This window comes from Clostridium lacusfryxellense (assembly GCF_018861735.1).
In the GTDB taxonomy this organism is placed as follows: Bacteria; Bacillota; Clostridia; order Clostridiales; family Clostridiaceae; genus Clostridium_AD; species Clostridium_AD lacusfryxellense.
This window is the reverse complement of the sequence record NZ_JAHLEB010000054.1, coordinates 1-23632: the sequence shown is the minus strand read 5'-3', so window position 1 is coordinate 23632 and position 23632 is coordinate 1. Positions and strand designations below refer to the sequence as shown.

23 protein-coding genes, 2 tRNA genes, 1 other RNA gene and 2 pseudogenes are annotated in these 23632 nt (G+C 31.8%); 23 read left to right on the top strand and 5 right to left on the bottom strand.

Annotated elements, in window-relative coordinates; translation table 11 throughout:
- The first annotated feature begins 13 nt into the window (after positions 1 to 13).
- The 3 genes from KPL55_RS26835 to KPL55_RS21205 are packed head-to-tail and all read left to right on the top strand — an operon-like array spanning position 14 to position 3285.
- Complete coding sequence (locus tag KPL55_RS26835) at positions 14 to 1435, top strand: DEAD/DEAH box helicase family protein (RefSeq protein WP_376770489.1); 1422 nt, start codon at positions 14 to 16, stop codon at positions 1433 to 1435.
- Positions 1425 to 3050 carry a restriction endonuclease gene (locus KPL55_RS26830; RefSeq protein ID WP_376770487.1) on the top strand — a complete coding sequence of 542 codons (1626 nt, stop codon included), beginning with the start codon at positions 1425 to 1427 and terminating at the stop codon, positions 3048 to 3050. Before KPL55_RS26835 ends, KPL55_RS26830 begins: the two co-directional genes overlap by 11 nt.
- Positions 3051 to 3063: 13 nt before the next feature.
- Positions 3064 to 3285 (top strand): YdbC family protein, encoded by a 222-nt coding sequence (locus KPL55_RS21205; RefSeq protein ID WP_216308754.1) that lies wholly within the window; start codon positions 3064 to 3066, stop codon positions 3283 to 3285.
- Positions 3286 to 3646: 361 nt separating this feature from the next.
- On the opposite strand, the gene KPL55_RS21200 is transcribed toward KPL55_RS21205, so the two are convergent.
- A complete protein-coding gene (locus KPL55_RS21200) occupies positions 3647 to 3808 on the bottom strand; it encodes a hypothetical protein (protein ID WP_216308753.1) in 162 nt (53 codons plus the stop codon).
- Positions 3809 to 3813: 5 nt separating this feature from the next.
- Positions 3814 to 4434 carry a hypothetical protein gene (locus KPL55_RS21195; protein ID WP_216308752.1) on the bottom strand — a complete coding sequence of 207 codons (621 nt, stop codon included), beginning with the start codon at positions 4432 to 4434 and terminating at the stop codon, positions 3814 to 3816.
- Positions 4435 to 5008: 574 nt separating this feature from the next.
- On the opposite strand from KPL55_RS21195, the gene KPL55_RS21190 reads away from it, so the two are divergent.
- The 5 genes and pseudogenes from KPL55_RS21190 (at position 5009) to KPL55_RS21170 (ending at position 10017) form a co-directional block, all read left to right on the top strand.
- Entirely contained in the window at positions 5009 to 5728 is a 720-nt protein-coding gene (locus tag KPL55_RS21190; RefSeq protein ID WP_216308751.1) for a DUF3800 domain-containing protein, read from the top strand.
- On the top strand, positions 5729 to 6184 hold the full coding sequence (locus KPL55_RS21185) for a hypothetical protein (protein WP_216308750.1): 456 nt from the start codon (positions 5729 to 5731) through the stop codon (positions 6182 to 6184).
- A 925-nt stretch (positions 6185 to 7109) separates the two neighbouring features.
- Positions 7110 to 7283 carry a hypothetical protein gene (locus tag KPL55_RS21180; RefSeq protein ID WP_216308749.1) on the top strand — a complete coding sequence of 58 codons (174 nt, stop codon included), beginning with the start codon at positions 7110 to 7112 and terminating at the stop codon, positions 7281 to 7283.
- A gap of 397 nt (positions 7284 to 7680) precedes the next feature.
- Positions 7681 to 8055: pseudogene (locus KPL55_RS26820) on the top strand (C40 family peptidase); the annotation flags it as partial.
- 609 nt (positions 8056 to 8664) lie between these two features.
- The gene (locus tag KPL55_RS21170) at positions 8665 to 10017 is read left to right on the top strand and encodes a methyl-accepting chemotaxis protein (RefSeq protein ID WP_216308747.1); all 1353 of its coding nucleotides are present in this window, start codon (positions 8665 to 8667) and stop codon (positions 10015 to 10017) included.
- Positions 10018 to 10035: 18 nt separating this feature from the next.
- On the opposite strand, the gene KPL55_RS21165 is transcribed toward KPL55_RS21170, so the two are convergent.
- The 3 genes from KPL55_RS21165 to KPL55_RS21155 form a co-directional block, all read right to left on the bottom strand.
- The gene (locus tag KPL55_RS21165; protein WP_216308746.1) at positions 10036 to 10920 is read right to left on the bottom strand and encodes a phosphatidylserine decarboxylase; all 885 of its coding nucleotides are present in this window, start codon (positions 10918 to 10920) and stop codon (positions 10036 to 10038) included.
- Between the two features lie 38 nt (positions 10921 to 10958).
- Positions 10959 to 12560 carry an ABC1 kinase family protein gene (locus KPL55_RS21160; protein ID WP_216308745.1) on the bottom strand — a complete coding sequence of 534 codons (1602 nt, stop codon included), beginning with the start codon at positions 12558 to 12560 and terminating at the stop codon, positions 10959 to 10961.
- A 104-nt stretch (positions 12561 to 12664) separates the two neighbouring features.
- Positions 12665 to 12979: a phasin family protein gene (locus KPL55_RS21155; RefSeq protein ID WP_216308744.1), complete on the bottom strand. Its 315-nt coding sequence runs from the start codon at positions 12977 to 12979 to the stop codon at positions 12665 to 12667.
- 193 nt (positions 12980 to 13172) lie between these two features.
- Between KPL55_RS21155 and KPL55_RS21150 the strand changes: the two genes are divergently transcribed.
- The 15 genes and pseudogenes from KPL55_RS21150 (at position 13173) to KPL55_RS21080 (ending at position 23054) form a co-directional block, all read left to right on the top strand.
- A tRNA-Arg gene (locus tag KPL55_RS21150) sits at positions 13173 to 13249 on the top strand.
- A gap of 155 nt (positions 13250 to 13404) precedes the next feature.
- Complete coding sequence (locus tag KPL55_RS21145; protein ID WP_216308743.1) at positions 13405 to 13845, top strand: nucleoside deaminase; 441 nt, start codon at positions 13405 to 13407, stop codon at positions 13843 to 13845.
- A 26-nt stretch (positions 13846 to 13871) separates the two neighbouring features.
- A complete protein-coding gene (locus tag KPL55_RS21140) occupies positions 13872 to 14087 on the top strand; it encodes a (2Fe-2S)-binding protein (RefSeq protein ID WP_216308742.1) in 216 nt (71 codons plus the stop codon).
- Between the two features lie 246 nt (positions 14088 to 14333).
- Positions 14334 to 15095, top strand: a complete 762-nt coding sequence (locus tag KPL55_RS21135; protein WP_216308741.1) for a DeoR/GlpR family DNA-binding transcription regulator — start codon at positions 14334 to 14336, stop codon at positions 15093 to 15095.
- 14 nt (positions 15096 to 15109) lie between these two features.
- Entirely contained in the window at positions 15110 to 16039 is a 930-nt protein-coding gene (pfkB, locus tag KPL55_RS21130) for a 1-phosphofructokinase (RefSeq protein WP_216308740.1), read from the top strand.
- Between the two features lie 16 nt (positions 16040 to 16055).
- Positions 16056 to 16502 (top strand): PTS sugar transporter subunit IIA, encoded by a 447-nt coding sequence (locus KPL55_RS21125; RefSeq protein WP_216308739.1) that lies wholly within the window; start codon positions 16056 to 16058, stop codon positions 16500 to 16502.
- Between the two features lie 77 nt (positions 16503 to 16579).
- A pseudogene (locus KPL55_RS21120) lies at positions 16580 to 17940 on the top strand (PTS fructose transporter subunit IIC).
- Between the two features lie 274 nt (positions 17941 to 18214).
- The gene (lgt, locus tag KPL55_RS21115) at positions 18215 to 18985 is read left to right on the top strand and encodes a prolipoprotein diacylglyceryl transferase (protein ID WP_216308738.1); all 771 of its coding nucleotides are present in this window, start codon (positions 18215 to 18217) and stop codon (positions 18983 to 18985) included.
- 203 nt (positions 18986 to 19188) lie between these two features.
- Positions 19189 to 19278: transfer RNA gene (locus KPL55_RS21110), tRNA-Ser, on the top strand.
- 10 nt (positions 19279 to 19288) lie between these two features.
- An RNA gene (gene ffs, locus KPL55_RS21105) (signal recognition particle sRNA large type) lies at positions 19289 to 19552 on the top strand.
- Between the two features lie 78 nt (positions 19553 to 19630).
- Positions 19631 to 21247, top strand: coding sequence for a DNA polymerase III subunit gamma/tau (gene dnaX, locus KPL55_RS21100; protein ID WP_216308737.1), 1617 nt, complete (start codon positions 19631 to 19633; stop codon positions 21245 to 21247).
- Positions 21248 to 21374: 127 nt separating this feature from the next.
- The gene (locus KPL55_RS21095) at positions 21375 to 21713 is read left to right on the top strand and encodes a YbaB/EbfC family nucleoid-associated protein (protein WP_216308736.1); all 339 of its coding nucleotides are present in this window, start codon (positions 21375 to 21377) and stop codon (positions 21711 to 21713) included.
- 42 nt (positions 21714 to 21755) lie between these two features.
- Positions 21756 to 22352, top strand: a complete 597-nt coding sequence (gene recR, locus KPL55_RS21090) for a recombination mediator RecR (protein WP_216308735.1) — start codon at positions 21756 to 21758, stop codon at positions 22350 to 22352.
- A gap of 3 nt (positions 22353 to 22355) precedes the next feature.
- On the top strand, positions 22356 to 22691 hold the full coding sequence (locus KPL55_RS21085) for a DUF2508 family protein (protein WP_312887360.1): 336 nt from the start codon (positions 22356 to 22358) through the stop codon (positions 22689 to 22691).
- A gap of 108 nt (positions 22692 to 22799) precedes the next feature.
- Positions 22800 to 23054, top strand: a complete 255-nt coding sequence (locus KPL55_RS21080; protein WP_216308733.1) for a pro-sigmaK processing inhibitor BofA family protein — start codon at positions 22800 to 22802, stop codon at positions 23052 to 23054.
- Positions 23055 to 23632 lie beyond the last annotated feature (578 nt).

Genomic DNA, 23632 nt, shown 5'->3' with positions numbered 1-23632 from the left:
GAGGTGGTTAAAATTGAAGTTAAAATTTAAACATCAAAAGTTCCAATCAGATGCGGCTACAGCGGTATGTGAGGTTTTTGCGGGCCAGCCGAAGCTCTCATCTACTTATGTTATTGATCAAGGAAGAGCAAATAGATTAGAGCAATTAAGCATTGTAAGTAAAACTGACTTCACAGGTTTTAATAATAAAAAAGTTCTAATATCTGATGATGTTATAAAAGCGAACTTGAATAGGATACAAAGGCAGTACCAAATTGAAACATCTACAAAGCTTGAAGGTAAATATAACCTTACAGTTGAGATGGAGACGGGTGTAGGTAAGACATATACATATATTAAAACAATGTTTGAATTAAATAAACGGTATGGATGGAGCAAGTTCATTGTGGTGATACCTTCAGTCGCCATCCGTGAAGGTGTCTTCAAGTCCTTTGATTTAACCTGTGAACATTTTGCTGAAGAATATAATAGGAAGATCCGTTACTTTATTTATAACTCGAAGGATTTAACTAAAATCGATAAGTTCGCTAATGATAGCGGAATAAATGTTATGATTATTAACTCCCAGGCGTTTAATGCTAGAGGGAAAGATGCTAGACGTATTTATATGAAGATGGACAGTTTTCGATCACGACGCCCAATTGATGTCATTGCAGCAACAAATCCCATATTGATTATTGACGAGCCACAATCAGTGGAAGGTGCGGCAACCAAGGAAAGATTAAAGGACTTTAAGCCTTTAATGACATTACGTTATTCAGCGACGCATAAAAAAGACTCTATATATAACATGATCTATCGTCTTGATGCTTTAGAGGCATATAATAAGAGACTGGTTAAAAAAATCGCTGTTAAAGGAATTTCAGTTTCTGGAACTACGGCAACAGAGAGCTATTTGTATCTTGAAAAGATAAATTTGTCTGGTGACCATCCTCCTACAGCTACATTGGAATTTGAGATTAAAAGATCAAGTGGTGCAAGAAAGACATCAAGAATTATAACGGAAGATTATAACTTATATGAGCAGTCTGGTGGGTTGGAGGAATATAAAGGGTATAGAGTGTCACGAATTAATGGGCTAACTAATACAGTTGAATTTACAAATGGAGTTATTATTTCTTCTGGTGATGTTATTGGAGCTGTTAATGAGGACCATATTCATCGTATTCAGATTAGAGAAACAATTAAGACTCATCTAGAGCGAGAACGGCAACTATTTTTTAGTGGAATTAAAGTTCTTTCCCTGTTTTTCATTGATGAGGTGGCTAAATATAGGCAATATGACGAGAATGGAACAGCAGTAAATGGTGAATATGCGCAGGTTTTCGAAGAAGAGTACGACGCTGCACTTGCCGAATGGCAGCTTGCAATAGGTGAGGACGATTATTTCAAATACCTAAATAAAATCAAATCAAATCAAACTCATGCAGGATAACAAGAAAAACAAACGATTTGCAAATAGCAAAATTGGAGATAAAAAGGAAAAAACTTCTGATGATGCGGATGCTTATGATTTGATTATGAAAGATAAAGAACGGTTGTTGGACCAAAAAGAACCTGTGCGCTTCATTTTCTCACACTCTGCTCTTCGTGAGGGTTGGGATAATCCTAATGTTTTTCAGATATGTACCCTAAAGCAGAGTGGCTCAGATGTCCGTAAACGCCAAGAGGTTGGACGTGGACTTCGTCTTTGTGTCAATAATAATGGTGAACGTATGGATAGTAATGTATTGGGTGGAGATGTCCATAATGTTAATGTTCTTACTATAATTGCCAACGAGAGCTATGATAGTTTTGCAAAACGACTTCAATCAGAAATGGCAGAAGTTGTTGCAGATAGGCCAAGAGAAGTAACAGCTGACCTATTTGAAAACAAGGTAATTGTGGATGAAAATGGGTTAAATGAACAGGTTATTGATCATAAGCTTGCTAATAAGCTAACTAATAGTTTTATCAGAAATGGATATATTGATGACGATAATACATTAACAGAAAAATACTACGAAGATATTAAAGGTGGTACGTTGCTGGTAGCAGAAGAGTTTGCTCCATACAAAGCAGACATCATCAATATTCTAGATACAATTTATAACCCTCAGACTATGGCACCCGAAGATGCTAGAAGTAATAATATTGAATTGAAGTTGAATGATTCAAAACTTCAGATGAAAGAGTTTAAAACACTTTGGAGTAAGATCAACTCAAAGTCAGCCTATGTTGTGGATTTTGATACGAAAGAATTAATAGAGAAATCTATACGAGCAATGAATAAGGACCTTAGGGTATCTCAGATATTCTTCAAGGTAGAGCATGGAGAAATGAAAACCATCAAGTCCAAAGAAGCACTACAAAGCGGGGAAGCATTCACTAAAATAACTGGAGGAACGAGTAAGGTTGATTCTGCAATTAACACAAATGTTAAGTATGACCTAATTGGAAAGGTTGTTACTGAGACAGGCCTAACTAGGAGTGCAGTTGGTGAGATATTAAGAAGAATTGAGAAAGTTACATTTGAGCAGTTTCATCGTAATCCAGAAGAATTTATTATAAAAGCTTCAAACCTTATTAATGAACAGAAGGCAACGGTTATCATTGAACACATAACATATAACAAGCTTGAAGAGGCATATTCTACAGATATCTTTACAGGGCCTACATTTAAAGGCAGGCTTGGAGTAAATGCGATGCAAGCAGAAAAGCATCTTTATGACCACATTATCTATGACTCAAAGAATGAAAAGAAATTTGCTACAGAACTAGATAAATGGGAGGAAGTAGCAGTTTATGTGAAGCTTCCAGGTGGTTTCTACATAAACACCCCAGTAGGTAAATATAACCCTGACTGGGCCATTGCTTTCCATGAAGGTAAAGTAAAACACATTTATTTTGTTGCTGAAACTAAAGGAGATTTGTCCTCTATGCAGCTTCGTAAGGTTGAAGAGCTCAAGATACACTGTGCAAGAGAGCATTTTAAGAAGATCAGTAGTGGCACTGTGAAGTATGAAGTTATAGATAGTTATGATACTTTACTCAATGATGTAATGAAATAAAGGAGGAATTAACATGGCGAATATAAAATTTGAGATTAAAGAAGCAAACGGAGTTCTTTCAGAGTCATCAAAGGGGTGGACAAAGGAACTAAATCTAATCTCTTGGAATGATAAAGAAGCAAAGTATGATATTAGAGACTGGGATTCAGAGCATAAGAAGATGGGTAAAGGAGTTACGTTGTCTGTGGAGGATTTAAAGAAGCTTAAAGATATACTTAATGGTATGGATTTATAATTAGTACTGATTTCAGACAGCATGAAGGTTTAACTTTATGCTGTCTATTATTTATATGGAATTAATATGTAAGCTAAATACAGTTGTTCGGAATTTCCGAATAACTGTATTTAGATGCTGAAAAATAACCTTCTTAAGAAGATTACTAATTAACACTCACAGTTGTATAGACTATGGGATAAGTGATGTAACAAGGAACTTTTTATAGTGAAGCGCAAGCTTTCAGTGGGGCCTAGGGACTTTATATGATGTTCGGCACAGGAGAATTGAATGTAATGATAGCATTCCTATACGCTCTTAAATTAACCTGGATACTAAGGTTAAGATATAAGGTGAATAGTTGCTTATATATACTTGATCGTTACTGTATACCTTTATTTAACTCAATTACGTCAGTCTCAGGATTAAAATGAGATTCTACGATTAACCCATTATTAAATAGTTCTTCTGAAGTAATTATAGCTGAATAATTAGACATGTCACCAACATGGATTTTTATAGGTTCATCTGAGTCTCTATTCAAAATGGTTAACCTATACTCCTGTTGATTCTTAAAGTATAAATCTTTCCATTATCTGAGGTATTACCTATAAATGGGTCTAATCTTTTTTTATAGTTTATGGAGAAATTACTATATTTTACTTTGCCGCCAGTACCGTCTATACCTTGAGCTTTAAAGGAATCATTTATGTTATTAACAAACTCTGTAAAGGATATAATTAAAGCATACTTACCAAAATGTTTTTTAAACTCTGTCTTTTGTTCTTCTGTATAAAATATATTAGCTTTGAAATAGTCTTTTCCTTGCTCAATTATTTCAAGGCTCCTAAAGTCTATATAGCTAGTACATAATACATGCTTTTCCGAATCCTCCTGAGTTGTTATCGCACTTGACTTTGCTTTTCCTGATAGAATTAGATTTCCAGTTTTATTATCATACACCTTCATATTTAAATCTGTGAGTATAAGTCTTCCTTCGTTATCGTCTCCCATACCACGTTCATTGGTTTCCTTCTCTAGTTTCCGGAAGTACTCTAAAGTATTTAGATATAGGGTTCCTTTTTGTAGCGATTCTAAAGTCCACTTTTCATCTGAGAATTTTACAAGTGATATCTTTCTATCCTTAAGTTGAGGAGCAATTTCATACATAATCACCGCCTTCTTCTATTATAGGGTTCTACATAAAATGGTGAAGTCCTTTAATATAACATACTAGATATTATGCTTAATTTAACAAGGTAAGCAGGAGAACTAAAGGCTTTAGACGCTGATAGTGGCAATGTATATCTAAAGCATGCTAGTGGTACTAAAACAGGTAATAAAGATCCTAATAAGCTATTAGATAGGGTTGAACACGGTGATACAATAGTTGATATAGAAGTGATCTGGATAACAAAAGCCACCAAACAATTATGTGAAGTCATAGACCTGGCTGAGTCTATGAAAATTAAATTAGTGGGATGAAACTCCGCTGTACATCGTACAAAACAAATTGATCAAATGGCAATAGGAAGGTTGAATATGATAGTTGAGTTGAACGTGCTAAAGGATGTGGGGATATTGTAATTGTAAAAGATAAATAGTTGGCAGACCAAAAACAAGACTAATAAACACCTACAGTATCAAAAGCCTCTTTCCCCATCTGGATGTGTTGTTTATATATGTATTTATGTGATATAATTCTTAGTATTGAAGAGTCATGAATGGCAGGTGATTAGAGTACATGGAAATAGAGATATATTGTGATGAGAGCAGACAGGATCTGTTCTGTAACAAGGAGCAGATAAACGATACTAATAGGTACATTTGTATCGGAGGAATATGGATATATAAAAGTATAAGGAAAGAGCTAAAGGACAAGATCAAAGAATTAATGACGAAGCATAGTGTCTATGGTGAAATAAAATGGAATAATGTTTCTAATAATAAATATAGCTTTTATGAAGAACTTATAGATTTATTTTTTAGCTACAACAATGAAGTGAGGTTTAGGTGTGTAGTAGTAGATGCTGCGAAGGTTGATATGGAATTATTTAATGACAATGACCATGAACTAGGATTTTATAAGTTTTACTACCAACTTATATATCACTGGACAAGTACTAATAATAGCTATAGCATATATACGGATTATAAAGTAAACAAAATGAGTAACCGTATATTGGAACTTAGAGATATAGTAAATAGGGTTAATAGGACCAGTTTAGTTAAGTTAATACAAGCTATTGATTCAAAAGAATCGCTTCTGTTACAGCTTGAAGATGTAATTATGGGGGCAGTAGGGTATAAGTATAATCTAGGACAAAAGGGACAATCACCATCCAAATTAGGAATTGTAAAGCGAATTGAGGAATACTTAGGTTGTGAAGTAGGCAACACTAGTAGAAATGAAAGCAAGTTCAATGTGTTCAATATAAACTTAAGTGTCAGGGGGCGTAAATAAATGCGTCCAGAGTTAATTTCATATGCAGACATAGAAGAGTATAGGCAGCACTTTATAGAAAATTATTGTGATGCGAGTAGTCCAACGCAGACTTTTGATGGAATAGAAGTATACTTCTATTCAGATATGTTTGATCATGCGTTCTTTGAAAGTAGTGACAGACGTGGTAGCAAGGATGTGTTTTCTACAAAAAGAGCTGAGAGAATAGATTGGATAAAATCAGTATTGCAAGATGAGTATGCAGAGTTATATGAGGGATATGATAGCAAAAGCAAAACCTGTGATAATAGTAGAAGAGTGGCTATAATAACAGAAGATGATTATGTTGTCATTATAAGATTCACAAAAGGTATTAAGGCAAAGTTTGTTACTGCATATGTTGCCGACAGTGGGCATACAGCTACAAAAATAAGGACAAGTCCTAAATGGACACCAAAAAAGAAAAATGACCACTGATTCGGGTTCAGTAGTCGAAACCTTTATATATCCCAAACTATAAGTAAAGGATTGTTTGAATAAAGTGTAACACAATGTAATGACAAATGCAATACAGATCTATTGCTGTTTGGAGTACATTTAGTTGATATACCACAACTACTACGGCTATGCATTAACATACATACTATTGAAGTTGCGTCAAGGGTGCTACACTATTACTATATGCAATTATAAAGAATTTTACACATTATAACTAATATTATTTAATTATAACCATTTATTTTGAAATTATACAGAGATAGTATGGTTAAAAGGATAAGAGGAGAACAATCAATTGTACAAGCGATATAGTATGATGCTGTCTAGTGTAGATATAAGGGCAGACATGCTAACATTTTGCTAACGTGGTGATCGAGAATGCATATTAACTATTGTTAATACAAGTTAAGTTAAAAGCTGTAGACCATTGATAACACTACGATTTGACTGAAAGAGAGTTAATGCTTGTTAAGTGTTGTTAGGTGGTAAAACTAACTACGAACCAGTTGGTCGCAGGTTCGACTCCTGTCCGACGCACCAAGACGAATGTAGGCACCTCAAGATTTGAGGTGCCTATCACTTTTTTGATAAAACACAAGAAGAATACGGGAAGAAAGCAGATATTTTTATAATACCTGCTTTTTTCTCGTTTTTTTAAATAAATTTTCAACTTTATCAGTAGCAATTGAATATGGTTTTAGGAGAATAAACTTTTGGTATAGATGGAGTTATATGGTCTATGACTATAACAGAAATATTAACTTGCATAACAGGATTATATTTAGGGGGTAAGCTTAAGCGAGATATTTTTATGAAGTTTAAAAATAGAATATGTTTAAAATATGAGTAAATAGTATTTAATTGGACATACTCTCTAATAGGAATTATTTAGGAGATGATCTATATGCAGGGGATGGAAATATTAAATATTTTAAATCTGGTTTTGGAAGCAAGTATTACATTATTACTTTTACTTATATTTGTTATTGGAGGAATAATAACATATTATTTTAAAGTTAGAGAGGTTGATTTAGATATTTTGAAGAAGAAAACCTATAAAAGCTTATCTAATAAATAGCAATCTGATTGGTAATAATTATTAAAAACACAGGGAGGATATAATGATTAAATTTAAGAGGTTTAGATATATATTATTAACATCAATATTGACAATTGGTATTTTAGAAATTACAACAGCAAAAGCATTTGCAGATACACTAACAACAAGTACCTATACTGTGAAAAGTGGGGATAGTTTATCTGTAATAGCACAAGAGCATGGGGAATCATTAAATGATTTAATGAAAGCTAATAATAAATGGAATGATTTAATTTTTGTAGGTCAAATTCTTAATGTATCTACAAAAAGTAATCCTAATACACAGAAGGCAGTACAGAATGAAGGCTCTGCATATTTAAAAAATCAAGTTGAACAAGAAGAAATAAGAAATTCTATTGAAGTTACTTCAAATCCAATTTTAGAGTATGCTTCGAATTTTCTTGGAGTTCCTTATGTATGGGGTGGGACAAGCCCGGTGGGATTTGACTGTTCAGGGTTTACACAGTATGTATTTTTGCATTTTGGTGTAACTTTACCAAGGGTATCGCAAGATCAACAAAATGTAGGAGAACTTATATCTAGAGCTAATCTTCAACCAGGTGATTTGGTATTTTTCGGGACACCTGCTCATCATGTAGGAATATATGTAGGAAATGATAAAATGATAGATGCACCTCATACTGGGGCTGTAATTAGGATTCAGTCACTAAATAGTGATTTTACGTATGGACGTAGAATTAGATTGAAAAAGGTAGAATCAAATACAATTCTTCGTAAATCAATGTGCTAATAAGGAGCCACTATCTTCAGGGTAACGGAGTATAATTTTTATATTGACAGATAATAATTAAAAAAGATGTAGGGGTGCAATTCAATGGGATAATTGGTATTTTATTTTACGTACCAGAATGTGTGGTTGTTTTTTGGAACAAATTAATGTAAACATAATATGACATATAACTATGTAGCAATTAATTTATGTTTACATTAATTCGTAAATGTATTTATTAAAAAAATTATAATGTATATAAGATTGCAGTATATATAAGGTAATAAAAGTAATACTTTTTATTACCCTAAAAGTAATAAAATTAGTACTAAGTAATACTTTTAATATTATTTAAATAACAATGGATATTATAATTAAGCACTGGGTGATTTTTATAAGTATGATAAGGAAGCAGAGAATTTATTACCTCTGTTTTTTATTTTGGGCTTTTTTATTAAATAGCTTTTGCTATAAAAACATACAATGTATTTATAATGATATAAAAATACAGTAAAATATGTTGAAAAGTACAAAAATAATAAGAAAGCATATTACAAACTATGAATTTTATGTTAATATAGATACATCAACGTTTACAATTGTGTTTAAACACAAATGAGGGGGGACTAAATGAGTTTTAAAGATTCGAAACTTATAAAAAAACAAAAGAGTGAAAATAATACAGAAGGTATATCTATTAGAAAAAAAATACCTTTACTCATTGGATCATTAATATTTATATCTACGGTGATTACTTCTATTGTTACATATATAGTTGTTTCGGGGGATATTAAAGAAAGTGGACAAACATTAAATCAAATGATGCAGAGAATATTAATAATAGCAGTACTTGCAGGTATATTTTCTATATTAGCTGGTGTAATTGCATCAAAGGTAATAGTAAATCCATTAACAAAAGTAACATTATTAGTTGACAAAACCTCTAAGCTTGATTTAAGCGAGGACAAGAATATAGAAAAACTAACTAAAAGTAATGATGAGATTGGAACTATAGCTAGGGCTATAGTTAATATGAGAAAGACGCTAAAAGATGTATTACAAGATATAATCGTAGCCTCAGAAACCATAAGCAGTAATGAGCACACGGTTGAAGAACTTACGAAGTTATTAAAAGTAAAAGCAGAAGAAAGCTCTACTGAAACAGAGAGTTTATCAGCTGGAATGGAAGAGACCGCAGCGACGGCTCAGGAAATTTCTGCTTCTTCAGGAGAGATGAAAACTATGGTTAATACTATAGCTGGAAAAGCTTCAGAAGGAGCCAATATAGCTCAAAGTATTGTTCAAAAGGCAATGGGAATTACTATGGGGACTACTGGATCTAAGGAAGAAACTGATAAGCTTTATAGTAATATAAAGAAGCAGTTAGAGGTTGCAATAGAAGGTTCAAAGGCTGTAGAGGAAATACATGGCCTTGCAACTTCAATACTTCATATAACTAACCAAACTAATTTATTGGCGCTAAATGCTGCGATAGAAGCGGCTAGAGCAGGAGAAGCTGGAAAAGGTTTTGCTGTGGTAGCAGATGAGGTTAGAAAGCTAGCAGAGCAATCTGGAGCAACAGCTGCTAACATCCAAAATGTAGTTAAGGTTGTAAATGATTCTGTAAAAAATTTATCAAGTAGTTCACTTAAAATGTTAGAGTTCATGGATGATGAGGTTTCTTTAAATTATGAGATTATTATGGGTACAGGTAAAGAATATATAGATGATGCTGAGAATTTCAATAAGTTCATGAAAGAATTTGATGAGACATCACAACAGTTGAACACATCCATAAATGGAATTGTGATTGCGATAGAGCAGGTTGCAGGTACTGTTAATGAGGGTGCACAAGGAATATTTAGTATAGCGGAGAAGAGTAGTGATATTGTAGATGAAATGGAAGAAATAAAGAAAGCTACAAATGGAAATAAAATTAGTGCCGAGAAACTAATAGATATAACTTCTAGATTTAAGATATAAAAAAATAGGACTGAAAATTTATTTCAGTCCTATTTTTTCGCCCATGAGTACAGAAGTTTCGAAGCCTAACTGTGTTTGGTTTATTAAATCCTCATGTATTTTAACTGTATCTTTTTTGAAAAATAAAATTACAGTGGAACCACCAAATTTGAAATATCCTTTTTCGTCTCCCTTTTTAACTTTAGAGCTTTGAGAATAACTTTGGATAATTGTACCTACGCAAGTAGCACCGACTTCCATGTAAATAACATCGCCAAAATTTTCTGACTGAAAAATACTCCATTCTCTTTTATTTTGACAAAATAATTTTTTTACATTTTTTAAAGCTACAGGGTTAACAGAGTAATAATGGCCCTTAATTTTATGAATGCCACCACATACTCCATCATCAATAAAATGAAATCTATGATAGTCTGTTGGGCATAACCTAAAAATCAAACAGGAGCCACCATCGTACTGATTGTATATTTCATCATCCTCTACGAGTTCTTTAAGTGAATATGTAAAACCTTTAATTTGAACTAAGTTATTTAAGTTAATATCCTCATAGGCGGATATTTTGCCGTCGCAAGGCGAGATTAATATGTTATGATTATTATCAATTAAACGCGAGTTTGGTTTCAAGGACCGTATAAAAAAATCATTAAAAGATGAATATTTATCATATGACTTATCATACATAGACATATCTATGTCAAAAGTTTTGATAAAGTCTTTTGTTTTTTTAGAACTTATTTTTGTGTCACAATAAAAACCATATAATTTTGAAAATAGCTTTTTCTTAAGTAATAATTCAACGAGTCCAATTCCAGCAGGGGAGGAATACGACCAATTCAAATATTTTTCACCAGCTACCTTTTCAATTTCATATCTGTTTTGTTTTCTGTTGTAATATTTAATCATAGCAAATACCTCTTCTTTATAGGATTAATAAGTTTAGTTTATATTTTACCGGATTTAATAATAGATATCAATAACCAAAAGCCCATAAATGCAGCGGCTAAAAATCCCGTTATACCAATTAGTGATATATTATATATTTTTGGGCCCATATTAGAATTTAAAATAGTAGATGACCCTATAATTGTAGAGGAAATAATAAGAGCAAAAACCAATCGATTTATACCTTTAACTAATTCACTTATAGGAGTGCTTAAATTTTTATGCTCAAGTTGTAATTTAGCTCTTCCGGTTATAAGACTATCAGATAGTTCTATTATTTTTGTTGGAAGTCTAAACGAGTCTCTAAAAAATGAATATGAACGAATAAGAAGTGTATCAAAATCTAAATTTGCAAAAGGTGAAAATTTATTATTAGCTTTTACATAAGGGATAGCTACATCAATTATTTTTATATCAGGAGCCACGGTTGCAATTACACCTTCTAGAATTACGAGAGCTCTTATTAGTAGAGTAAAATCACGGGGCAGACGTATATTGTTTTGCTTAGCTATATCGAAAATTTCAGAAAGCATAACAGAAATTTGAATATTATTTAACGATACTGAAAGATAATTCAAAAGAAGATAATCTAAATCTTCATAAAGCCTATTTCTATCTACATATCCTTTTTTTATTCCTATAGATAAAAGAGCTGAGATCATTTTGTTTATGTCGCTAAAGGCAACCGCAGATATCACATCATTTAGTGTTGATTTTAATGAATTTGATAAGCAACCCATAATTCCAAAATCTAAAAAACAAATTTTGCCTTCAAATATAAATATGTTACCAGGGTGTGGGTCTCCATGAAAAAAACCATCTTGCAGAACTTGTTTTAAGTAAGAAAGAGCTAATTTCTTGCCTAAGTCATCAAGATCATAATGTCCAGTTTCAAGCTTTTTCATATTATCTATCTTAAATCCGTAAATTCTTTCCATAGTTAATACCTTAGTACTAGACAAGCCTTCAACTACATAAGGGACGTATAAAAATGCGATATCCTTATTGAAGTTTCTAAAGGTATTTATGTTTTTAACCTCATTCTTAAAATCTAATTCAAGTTCAGTTATTAAAAGTATTTCATGCAAAGCTTGCTGCGGGTCAATTAATGCATCAGAAAATTTTGCCTTTGTAAACTTGACTATGCGCATAAGTATATTAATATCAAGTTTCATTTTCTCTGCAATATCTGGTCTTTGAACTTTTACTACAACCATCCTACCATCTTTTAATACAGCTTCATGTACTTGAGAAATCGATGCTGAGGCGAGAGGTTTTTCATAAAACTTTTCAAAACACTCACTTGTTGTTAGAGAAAATTGATCGTAAAAAATTTTCTCGATAGTTTCAATGCTTTCTGGGAGTACATTATCTTGGAGTTTTGAAAGTTCAACTATATAATCAGGTGATAGTAAATCTGGTCTAGTACTTAATATTTGTCCGATTTTTATAAAGGTAGGTCCCAGCTCTTCAAATGCTTTCCTTAAATTTTCAGGTAACTTATTTTGTTTGTTAAATTTAGAGTCTACTATGTATCCAAAACCATATGATCCAAGTACTTTAATAATTTCTCTAAAACGATTAACGGAATTTAGTCGCATTTTATACCTCACTTATAGACGTAAGAGATTTTCATTTTGAAATGTCATTAAAACAAAAGCCCTAGAAAAAAAGTAGGACTTTTATTTGACTTTCATTTGTGAATTTACGAATTGTTAGTTTCTAATGCCTTCAATCTTGCATTCAAAATTTCAATATCATCTTTAGTTGCAAAGTTCATTTCTTTTAAAAGCGAAGCTATATCTTCTTTTGTCAAAGGAGTTTTATCTTTTGCTAACGAAGTATTTATTTCTTTTTTTTCTTTTACAGTTCTTTTTAACTCTTCAGATAAATCTTTACCCTCTTCTAATGTTATTTTACCCCTTTGTACAAAGTCTTCTATTAGGGTTGTAGCTTTTTCATAAGTATAAGCCGCAGAGCCAAGTCCAGCGAGAAAAAAGTTCTTTATATCATTATTCAATTAAAGCACCTCCAATTAATAGTATATTATCTACAGTATATACTATTTCATGTATTTAAATTCTATCAATTACCAAACAATGGTCAAAGAACTGTAATCTTTATAAGAATATAAAAAATTTGTGGTTTAGAGTGGCTATAGGTTGACATACTTATGAAAGTGTAATATTATATTTAAGTAGAATATAATATATGCACCCGTAGCTCAGTTGGATAGAGCGTCCCCCTCCTAAGGGGAAGGTCGGAGGTTCGACTCCTCTCGTGTGCACCAAAAAAACCAGCAAAGTAATTTTTGCTGGTTTTTTTATTTTCTTATATAATTTCAGTATAATAAAACTAAATGTATTGAAATTACATTGATTGAGAAGTACAATATAAAAAATAGGATTATTAATAAATAACAATTTGCATTTTAAAGGGGAACACATGGAAAAACATTTTATTAATGAAGCATTAAAAGAAGCTAAAAGATCATTATTATTAAATGAGGTACCTGTAGGTGCTATTATAGTTAAAGATAATAAAATAATTGCTAGAGCTCATAATTTAAGGGAAACATTGCAAGATGCAACTGCCCATGCAGAAATCCTAGCAATAAAAAAAGCTTGTGATGTAACAGGTAGTTGGAGATTAACTGGTTGTGATATGTATGTAACCCTGGAACCGTGTCCTATGTGCGCGGGAGCCATATTACAGTCAAGGCTTAGAAAACTATATATAGGGATGTTTGATCCTAGTGTAGGGGCTTGTGGCTCAGTTATTAATGTTATTCAAAATGACGATTTAAATCACTGGACAGAGATAAATTGGATGTATAATGAGGAATGCGGTAACTTACTTACTAATTTTTTTAAAGATAGAAGATAGAGAATAGTATTAAAGGAGAAAAGATTATGGAAAATAATATAAATAGTGAGATAATGGATAAACTCACAAAGGTTTGTTTGTGCAAAGCAGTTCCAAGATCCACAATAAAAAAGGCTATACGAAATGGTGCAAGAACATTAGAGGAAATACAAAGAGTTACAGGTGCTGGTTCAGGTGGATGTAAGGGAAATAGATGTACTCCTAAAATTAATGAAATACTAAAACAAGAGTTAGAGAAATAAAATCCAAATAAATAAAAGCGAAGCCAAGTGGCTTCGCTTTTACTAATTTTAAGAGAAGCTCAAATAAAATTGATGGCTTATTTTTTCTTGTTTATGACAATTAAAAAAAATATTTTAATTATAATATTTATATTGACATCGTTATCAGAATATATTAAGATGAACATAAGCGAAAGCAAATGAAACATAAAACGAATATAAACGAACATTTAAAGTTCAAATATAATAAAATGGAGATTAGAAAATATGTTTCCTGAAGAAAGAAAATCAAAAATATTAGATAGTTTAAACAAGTATGGAAAAGTAAAAGTATGCGATTTATCACAACTGTATGAAGTGTCAGAAGTAACTATTAGACGAGATCTTCAAGAAATGGAAGAGGATGAATTGATTAAAAGAGTGCATGGAGGGGCAATCTTAAATGATAATACTAAATTTGAACCTACTTTTTCAGAGAAAATAGATAAGTTTTATGATGAGAAGGAATCTGTAGGAAAACTTGCAGCATCACTAATAGAAGATGGAGATACAATAGTTCTAGATGCAGGGACTACTACTTTAAGCATTGTTAAACATATAGTAGCTAAAAATATAACTGTTTTAACTAATTCATTGGATATATCATATGAACTCGCTAAAATTCGAGATGTAGAGGTTATTGTTACAGGAGGCACATTGAGATGGGAAACTAGAGCAATGGTAGGACCTGTGGCAGATAACACTCTTAAAGGTTTTAGGGTAGATAAAGCTTTTATAGGGACTAATGGTATATGTATCATTAATGGATTAACAACTCCAAATATTAATGAAGCTAACACAAAACGAGAAATGATAAAGATTGCAAAGCAAACTATAGTAGTATGTGATCATAGTAAATTCGGTATGGTTTCATTTTCTAAAATAGTAGATTTAGATAATGTTGATATTATTATTACAGATAATCAAGTAGAGAGAGAATTATTAGGAAAGTTTGAAAAAAAAGGTGTAAAAGTTATTACGACAAAATAAATGGTGGTGGGAAAATGATAATAACAGTAACTTTAAATCCAGCTTTAGACAAAACCATTGAAATAGACGAATTTAAAATTGGCAATGTTAATAGAAGTGTATCTACAAGGGTTGATGTTGGAGGCAAAGGTATTAATGTATCTAAAGTTATTAAAGAATTGAAGTATAAAAGCTTAGCTTTAGGTTTTTTAGGTGGAAGAAGTGGAAAGCAAATTAAAGAGTATTTAGATGATTCAAATATTGAAAATGATTTTTTACCTGTAGAAGATGAAACTAGGACTAATTTAAAAATTATCGATAGGGTGAATAATACACATACAGACGTAAATGAGAATGGACCTAGTTTGTCTTTAGACGACCTTTTTAGTATAAAAGAAAAAATCATTAAATATTGTGATGAAAATTCTTTAGTGGTTCTGTCAGGAAGTGTGCCAAGTGGAACAAGTAGTGTTATATATGGAGAAATAATTAAGGATGTAAAAAGCAAAGGTGGTAAAGTTATATTAGATGCAGATGGTGAAATGCTAATGCACGGTATTAAAGCTGGTCCTTACCTGGTAAAACCAAATATTGATGAACTTGAAAAAGCTTTTGGTGTAGAGATAAAAAGTGAAGATGAAGTAATAAAAACTGCTAAAAAGATACTAGAGTATGGAGTAAAATATGTTGTAATTTCGTTAGGGTCAGAAGGTTCTATATTCATAAGCCGTGATAAAGTTGCGAAAGTAAGTGGCATTAAGGTAGAAGTTAAAAGCACAGTAGGGGCGGGAGATTCTATGGTTGCAGCTCTTGCAATAGCAGTGGAGAATAAATATAGCTTTGAAGAAGCTATGAAGCTTGCATGTGCAACAAGCACAGCTAATGTAATGACTGAAGGAACACAAACAGGAAGAATTGAAGACATAGAGAAGTTAAAAAAACAAATAACAATAAAATACCTATAAGAAAGGATGATTATAAATGAATATAACTGAATTATTAAATGTTAACCTAATTAAACTTGAACTTACTAGTAAAACAAAAGAGGATGTAATAATTGAAATGGCAAAAATGTTAGATGAAGATGGTAAGCTATTAGATATAGATAAGTATATAAAAGCTGTCATGGATAGAGAAAAAGAATTTTCAACAGGTATAGGTATGGGAATAGCTATTCCTCATGGTAAAAGTAGTGGAGTTAAAGAGCCAGCATTATTATTTGGAAGAAGCACAGCAGGCATTGATTATAAGTCTATGGATGATGAGTTATCACACTTATTTTTTTTAATAGCAGTACCTGAAGAATCAAGTAATGAACATTTAAAAATTTTAAGCCAAATTTCTAGAAAGCTTATGCATAAAGAATTAAGAGATAGTTTAATGCAAGCTAATAGTCCGGAAGAAATAATAACATTGCTTCAAAAATAGACATTATATGTTTTATATATTTTTTATAAAGTTACAAAAAATATAATAAAAAATTCAAATTAGTAGGGGGAATGTATATGAAATTCGTAGCAATTACTTCATGTCCAACAGGAATAGCTCACACTTATATGGCAGCAGAAGCTCTTCAAATGGCTGGAGAAGAAATGGGAATAGAAATTAAAGTAGAAACTCAAGGATCGGTAGGAGCAGAAAACCAATTAACAGACGCTGATATAAGAGAAGCTAGAGTTGTAATAATCGCAGCAGATACTAATGTTTCAAAGGAACGTTTTGCAGGGAAGACTATAATTGAAGTCGGTGTAAAAGATGCAATTAAGGATGCAAAAGGGCTAATTCAAAAAGCAATAGATATAAAAATAGAAGATAAAAAAGTTTCGGAAAATATTAGTGAGAACAAAGAAGAAAAAAAGGTTGAGAAAAAAGGTATATATAAGCATCTTATGACAGGTGTTTCTTATATGATTCCATTTGTAGCTGCGGGAGGTATTTTAATTGCACTTTCTTTTGCTTTTGGAATATATGCATTTCTATAGCTGCTGCATTAAAGGATATTGGTGGTGCTGCCATGGGTCTTATGTATCCAATATTGGCAGGATTTATAGCATTCTCTATAGCTGATAGACCGGGTATTGTACCAGGTATGATTGGTGGTGTACTTGCTGCAACAGTAGGAGCTGGTTTTTTAGGTGGGATGGCAGCAGGGTTCTTAGCTGGTTACACAGTAGTTTTCTTAAAGAAAACAATAAAACTACCAAAATCATTACAAGGATTAATGCCAGTTATAATATTGCCAGTGTTATCTACATTGGTAGTCGGACTCGTAATGATATTTGTCATTGGAAAACCCGTAAGTGCTATAAATGTAGCAATGTCAGCTTGGTTAACTAATTTAAATGGAGCAAATGCAGGACTTCTTGGAATTATCATTGGTTTAATGATGGCTTTTGATATGGGTGGACCATTTAATAAAGCCGCATACGCTTTCGGAGTATCTACTTTGGTAGCGGGACAAACTTCTATGATAATGGCAGCGGTAATGGCGGCAGGAATGACTCCTCCACTAGGAATAGCACTTGCCACAGTTATAGCAAAAAAGAAATTTACTTTAGAAGAAAGAGAATCAGGAAAGTCTGCTTGGGCTTTAGGGTTTGCATTTATAACAGAGGGTGCAATACCATTTGCGGCAGCTGATCCACTTAAAATAATACCTTCAACAATGGTAGGTGCTGCAGTTGCAGGTGCATTATCTATGATATTTAAATCAGCTATAGTAGCTCCACATGGTGGTATATTCCTTTTATTCATTCCACATGCAGTTACTAATTTAGTTGGATATATAATTGCAATAGTAGCAGGTACAATAGTAACTGGTATTATGGTTTCAGTATTAAAGAAAGATGTTGTTGTTAAAAGCTAATATAAAAATAATGTAGATCGATAATTTTATTAAGCACCAACAATTATTTACGATAAAGTGAAATTCACTCCTAAGTTAGCAAAGTTTTTAAGTTTGCGACTAGGGGGTGAATTTTATTAATTTATAGAAAATTTAATTAGAAGTATTGAATGTTTATCTTTACTTTTTAACCATAATAAGTCACAATTAATCGAGGATCATTATGTATAATTAATCTTAACTATAAATGTGATGATACAATGCGAGAGTGTAATAAAGAGGGGAGAGGTTAATTATGGATCCAATAGCTTTTGATATATTTGGACTTACTATTAGATGGTATGGTATTCTCATTGCAACTGGAATGATGATTGGAATTATAATGGCAAATTTCACTTGTAGGCTAAAAAATCTTAATTATGATGAGTTTTTAAATATAGTACTAATATCATTCCCTATGGCAATCATTGGTGCTAGGGCTTATTATGTGATTTTTGAATTTAATCAATATAAAGATAATTTAATAGAGGTATTCAATATACGTCAAGGTGGGCTTGCAATTCATGGCGGAATTATTTTTGGAATGATAACAGCATTAATATATACACGATATAAAAAAGAGAGTTTGCTTAAATATGCGGATGTGGCAGCGCCATCTATAATTATTGCGCAAGCTATAGGTAGATGGGGTAATTTCTTTAATAGTGAAGCTCACGGTGCACCGGTTACGCAGGTGTTTATAAGTAAATTTCCAGACTTTGTGCAACGTGGAATGCTTATAGATGGAGTATATTATCAACCAACATTTTTTTATGAATCAATATGGAATGTGTTAGTATGCTTATTATTACTTTATCTATTAACAAAAACACTTAAAAGAGGCACTGTGTTTTTTACATATATCGGCTTATATTCTTTAGGAAGATTCTTTATTGAAGGATTAAGAACAGATAGTTTAATGTTTGCAGGCATGAGAGTGGCGCAGCTTATAAGTTTAGCGGGGGTTGCATTATGGATTATATTCATTGCTATTAATTATAGAAAGAGAAGACACTTTAATTACTAATTTATCATTAAATTTATTAAATTTGAATTTAAAATAATAGATATTATGTATATATATAAGTAGATTGAGAACTATATTAGAATAATGATGTTTAAAAAAACTTTATAATGTTTTAACAAATAACTATTGAAATTACTATTTATTAATAGTATAATTATCAATGTTACACTACTTGTGTATATACAATATTTAAAGTACTTTATGGAGAGATGTCCGAGTGGCTTAAGGAGCATGCCTGGAAAGCGTGTGTAGGGGCGACTCTACCGAGGGTTCGAATCCCTCTTTTTCCACCAGTTTATATTTCCGTACTAGCCGGGGAGTTAGCGGTGCCCTGTACCTGCAATCCGCTACAGCAGGGGTGAATTCCTCGCCTAGATTATAAAATGTGTGGCTGCCCTATATAAGTGGTGTTGATAACTGGGTCCCACGCAATGGAAATTCATGAACCCCGTCAGATCCGGAAGGAAGCAGCGGTAAGTGAAACCTTCCATGTGCCGTGGATCAACCTGGTTTGAGCTAACTATATAGGTAACGCACATAGTTTATTTATCAAAGCGAGGTGTACGGTCTACAAAAGAATTATAAGATGCCTATAAGGCATCTTTTTTTATTTAAGAAATACTATTATTTAAAGAGGTGAAATTTGTGGCATATAAAGCTTTGTATAGAGAGTGGCGACCAAAAACTTTTCAAGATGTAGTAGGGCAAGAGCATGTGACTATAACTTTAAAAAATCAAATAAATGGACAACGGATAGCCCATGCATACCTTTTATGTGGTACAAGAGGAACGGGAAAAACTTCAACAGCTAAGATACTAGCTAAAGCAGTTAATTGTACAAATTCTGATCATGGAGAACCTTGCAATGAATGTGAAATGTGTAAGAAGATCAATTCGGGAACAGCAATAGATGTTACAGAACTTGATGCAGCGTCACATAATGGAGTAGATAATATTCGTGATATAATTGAAGATGTTGCTTATCCACCACAGGAAGCTAAGTATAAAGTATATATTATAGATGAGGTACATATGTTATCTATAGGAGCGGTTAATGCTTTCTTAAAAACTCTGGAGGAGCCTCCAAGCAATATAATATTTATATTAGCTACAACTGATCCTCAAAAATTACCAATAACTATATTATCGAGATGTCAGAGATTTGACTTTAAAAGAATAAAAAGTTCAGATATATTTGATAGACTTAGAAAAATAGTATTAAAGCAGGGAATTTCAGTTGAAGATAATAGTTTGAAATTAATATCAAGAATTTCTGATGGAGCTATGAGAGATGCACTAAGTGTTCTTGATCAAGCCATATCAATGAATGATGGCAAAGTTGAATATGATAGTGTTATTGAGATGTTAGGACTTGTAACATCTGAGAGTCTTACAAAACTAACTGACAGTATAATAGATAGAAATATTGAAAATGCAATAAAGGTTATAAATGAAATAGTTTTTAGTGGTAAGGATATATATGTGTTTATTAAAGATATGACTACTCATATGAGAGATCTTTTGATGGCTAAAGTGAGTGAGAATGTAGAGGATATCTTAGACATGTCCAGTGAAAATATAGACATCTTAAAAGGGCAAGCAGCTAAAATTAGGGTAGAAGAAATTATGAGAAATATTAAGATACTTCAAGATGCACAAGAACAAGCAAAATGGAGTAAACAAAATAGAATTTATTTGGAACTTGCAGTTATTAAAATGTGTAAAATAGAGTATGACACTTCGAAAGAGGTACTCTTAGCTAGAATAAACAAATTAGAAGAAATAATAAAACAAGGAAAAATAACAGTAGCCTGTGAAAGTGTAACGCCGAGGAATCCTGAGAAGAACTCTCAAAGAAAAGACAGTGTTGTTAATAAAAAAACAGTAATAAGACCTGTGCAAAAACATAATGATAATTCAAGTTTAACTGTAGAGATTGTGAAAAAGTCATTTAAAGATATTTTAGATATGTTTAAAGCTCGAAGGCATATGGTTATTTACGCTTCTTTAATGACAGGAGAAATACTGTCATGTGATGGAGGGGTAATAGAACTGGGTTATGAAAAACAATTTTCATTCAACAAAATCAGGCTTGAGAAGGAAGAAAATAGAAATATAATAGAAGAGATATTTTCTGAATCCCTAAAAGAGCAAGTAAAAATAAAATATACTATAGAGTCAGGTGAAGAAGACGTTAGATCACCAGAGGATATATTAAAGGATACATTTGGAGAAGATCTTGTTGAGGTATTAGATGAATAAGCTAGGATTAGACATAAAAAATATTTACTTGTTTGGTGGAAATTATTATAGGTATTAGTATATAATAATATAGATAGGTTTTAATAATATTGAATTTTAAACTAAAAGAATTAGGAGGTAATTTATTATGGCAAAAGGTGGATTTCCAGGTATGGGTGGAAATATGAATAGTTTGATGAAGCAAGCTCAAAAATTTCAAAAACAAATGGAAGATATGCAAAAAGACTTAGGAGATAAAAAATTTGAATCTTCTGTTGGTGGTGGTGCAGTAACAGCAGTAGCTAATGGAAAGAGACAACTTATTGAAATAAAGATAAAACCAGAAGTAGTAGATCCAGATGATATTGAAATGCTTGAAGATTTAATCATGAGTGCTTGTAATGAAGCACTAAAGAAAGCAGAAGATGAATCTAGTAATGAAATGGGTAAATTAACAGGCGGAATGAACATGCCAGGAATGTTTTAATAAACAGTAGCATAAAAACTACATTGTTATGAGGTGACTAAATTGGATTTTTATCCAGTAGCAATAGAAAAAATAATAGAAGAATTTGCAAAACTCCCAGGTATAGGGAAGAAAACAGCTCAAAGACTTGCTTTGTTCGTGTTAAATCTTCCTAAGGAAGAAGTGGAGGAGTTTGCTCAGGCATTGATTGTAGCGAGGGGAACCATAAAATATTGCTCCGTATGCGGAAGTTTTACAGAGGCGGACCCTTGTCCAATTTGTTCTAACCCTAATAGGGATAAGAGCATCATATGTGTAGTTGAAAATCCAAAAGATATTATGACAGTGGAAAGAGTTAGAGAATTTAATGGGGTTTATCATGTTCTACATGGTACAATATCACCAATGGCAGGACGAGGTCCTGAAGATATAAAATTAAGAGAACTTATAAGAAGAATTAATGGAGAAGTTGAAGAAGTAATAGTAGCAACTAATCCAAACATAGAAGGAGAAGCTACAGCTATGTATATATCTAAAATATTAAAACCATTAGGTGCAAAAGTTACAAGAATTGCACATGGAATTCCAGTTGGTGGAGATTTAGAGTATATAGATGAAGTTACCCTTTCTAAAGCTTTAGAAGGTAGAAAAGAAATATAGAATATTACTCCTGTTTTATGTCAAGAATTAAGAAAAGACATAAAACAGGAGGTTTTTACTACGGATAGAAAAAGAATAATTGAAATATTATTTTCAACTCTAAAGTATACGCAAGATCAAAAGGATATTATTATGCAGTTAGAAGAAGCAAAGGTTGAGTGGGAAAGTGCAAGACAATATTTTCAAGTAGCAGATGATCCTAAACTTATAGATTATGCAATTTATAGAGAGGATCAATCTAAAGCTAGATATATATACTTTTTATTAGAAGCTAAAAGAAAGGGTATTACTATTGATGCTAGCTACATGATTGAGGAATTGGATGCCATTAATAAGTAATGAAAAATTATTAAGGTAAATTAAGAATATATTAAAAAGTTAAAAAGTATATTGTTAGTGAGATAGAATAGAATATAAATTTTGAAATTACATAAGGGGGACCCAAATATGGATGTTGTATTATATTTTTTGATTGGCATAGTTGCAATGGTAATTGTAGTCAAGCTCTTTTCTTGGCCATTAAAAATATTAGCTAAATTAGTATTTAATTGTGTTTTGGGTGTCGTGCTTCTACTTCTAGTTAATTTTTTAGGAGGATACGTAAATATATTTATACCTATAAATGCTGTATCTGCACTCATTGCTGGATTTTTAGGGGTACCAGGAGTTATATTTTTAATAATCTTTAAGTTATTAATGTAGTGTCATTATAGTGATGATGATGTATATCAATAATATATTTAGGTTAGAGTAATATTACCTTTAAGTAGTTAGAAGGGATATTACTTTTTTTTTGCAAATAAAAGCTATAGAAATAGTATATTTATAGCAGGTTAAGGAGAATACTTAGTGTATATGAAAATTGCTTGAGTCGTTTCATGTGGTGTATATTAATTAGGGGTTAGTAAGAATTAGAAAAATAACTATCCTGGTGTATCAATACAAGATATATAGCGATAAAGTTTATAAATACAAGAATGCGAAACCTGTCTTATTTTAATTACTTTAAACTTAATTATTGAGTGAAAATTATATGATAAAATACTTCTTGTCGATGCGAGTAGCTGTCGATAAAGTTAAAGTTTAATAAGTTAATATTTGTTACTTTTAAATATATTTAAAAGATATTTAAATTATGTTGACAAAACAAGAATTACCTAGTAAAATAATAGAAGTCGTCACTTGATGACAAAACAAATTGGTCTTTGAAAATTAAACAGAGAAATAGGTAAACTTAGCAAAATAATATTTTGTTAAACCAGTCAATTACTTTAGTATAA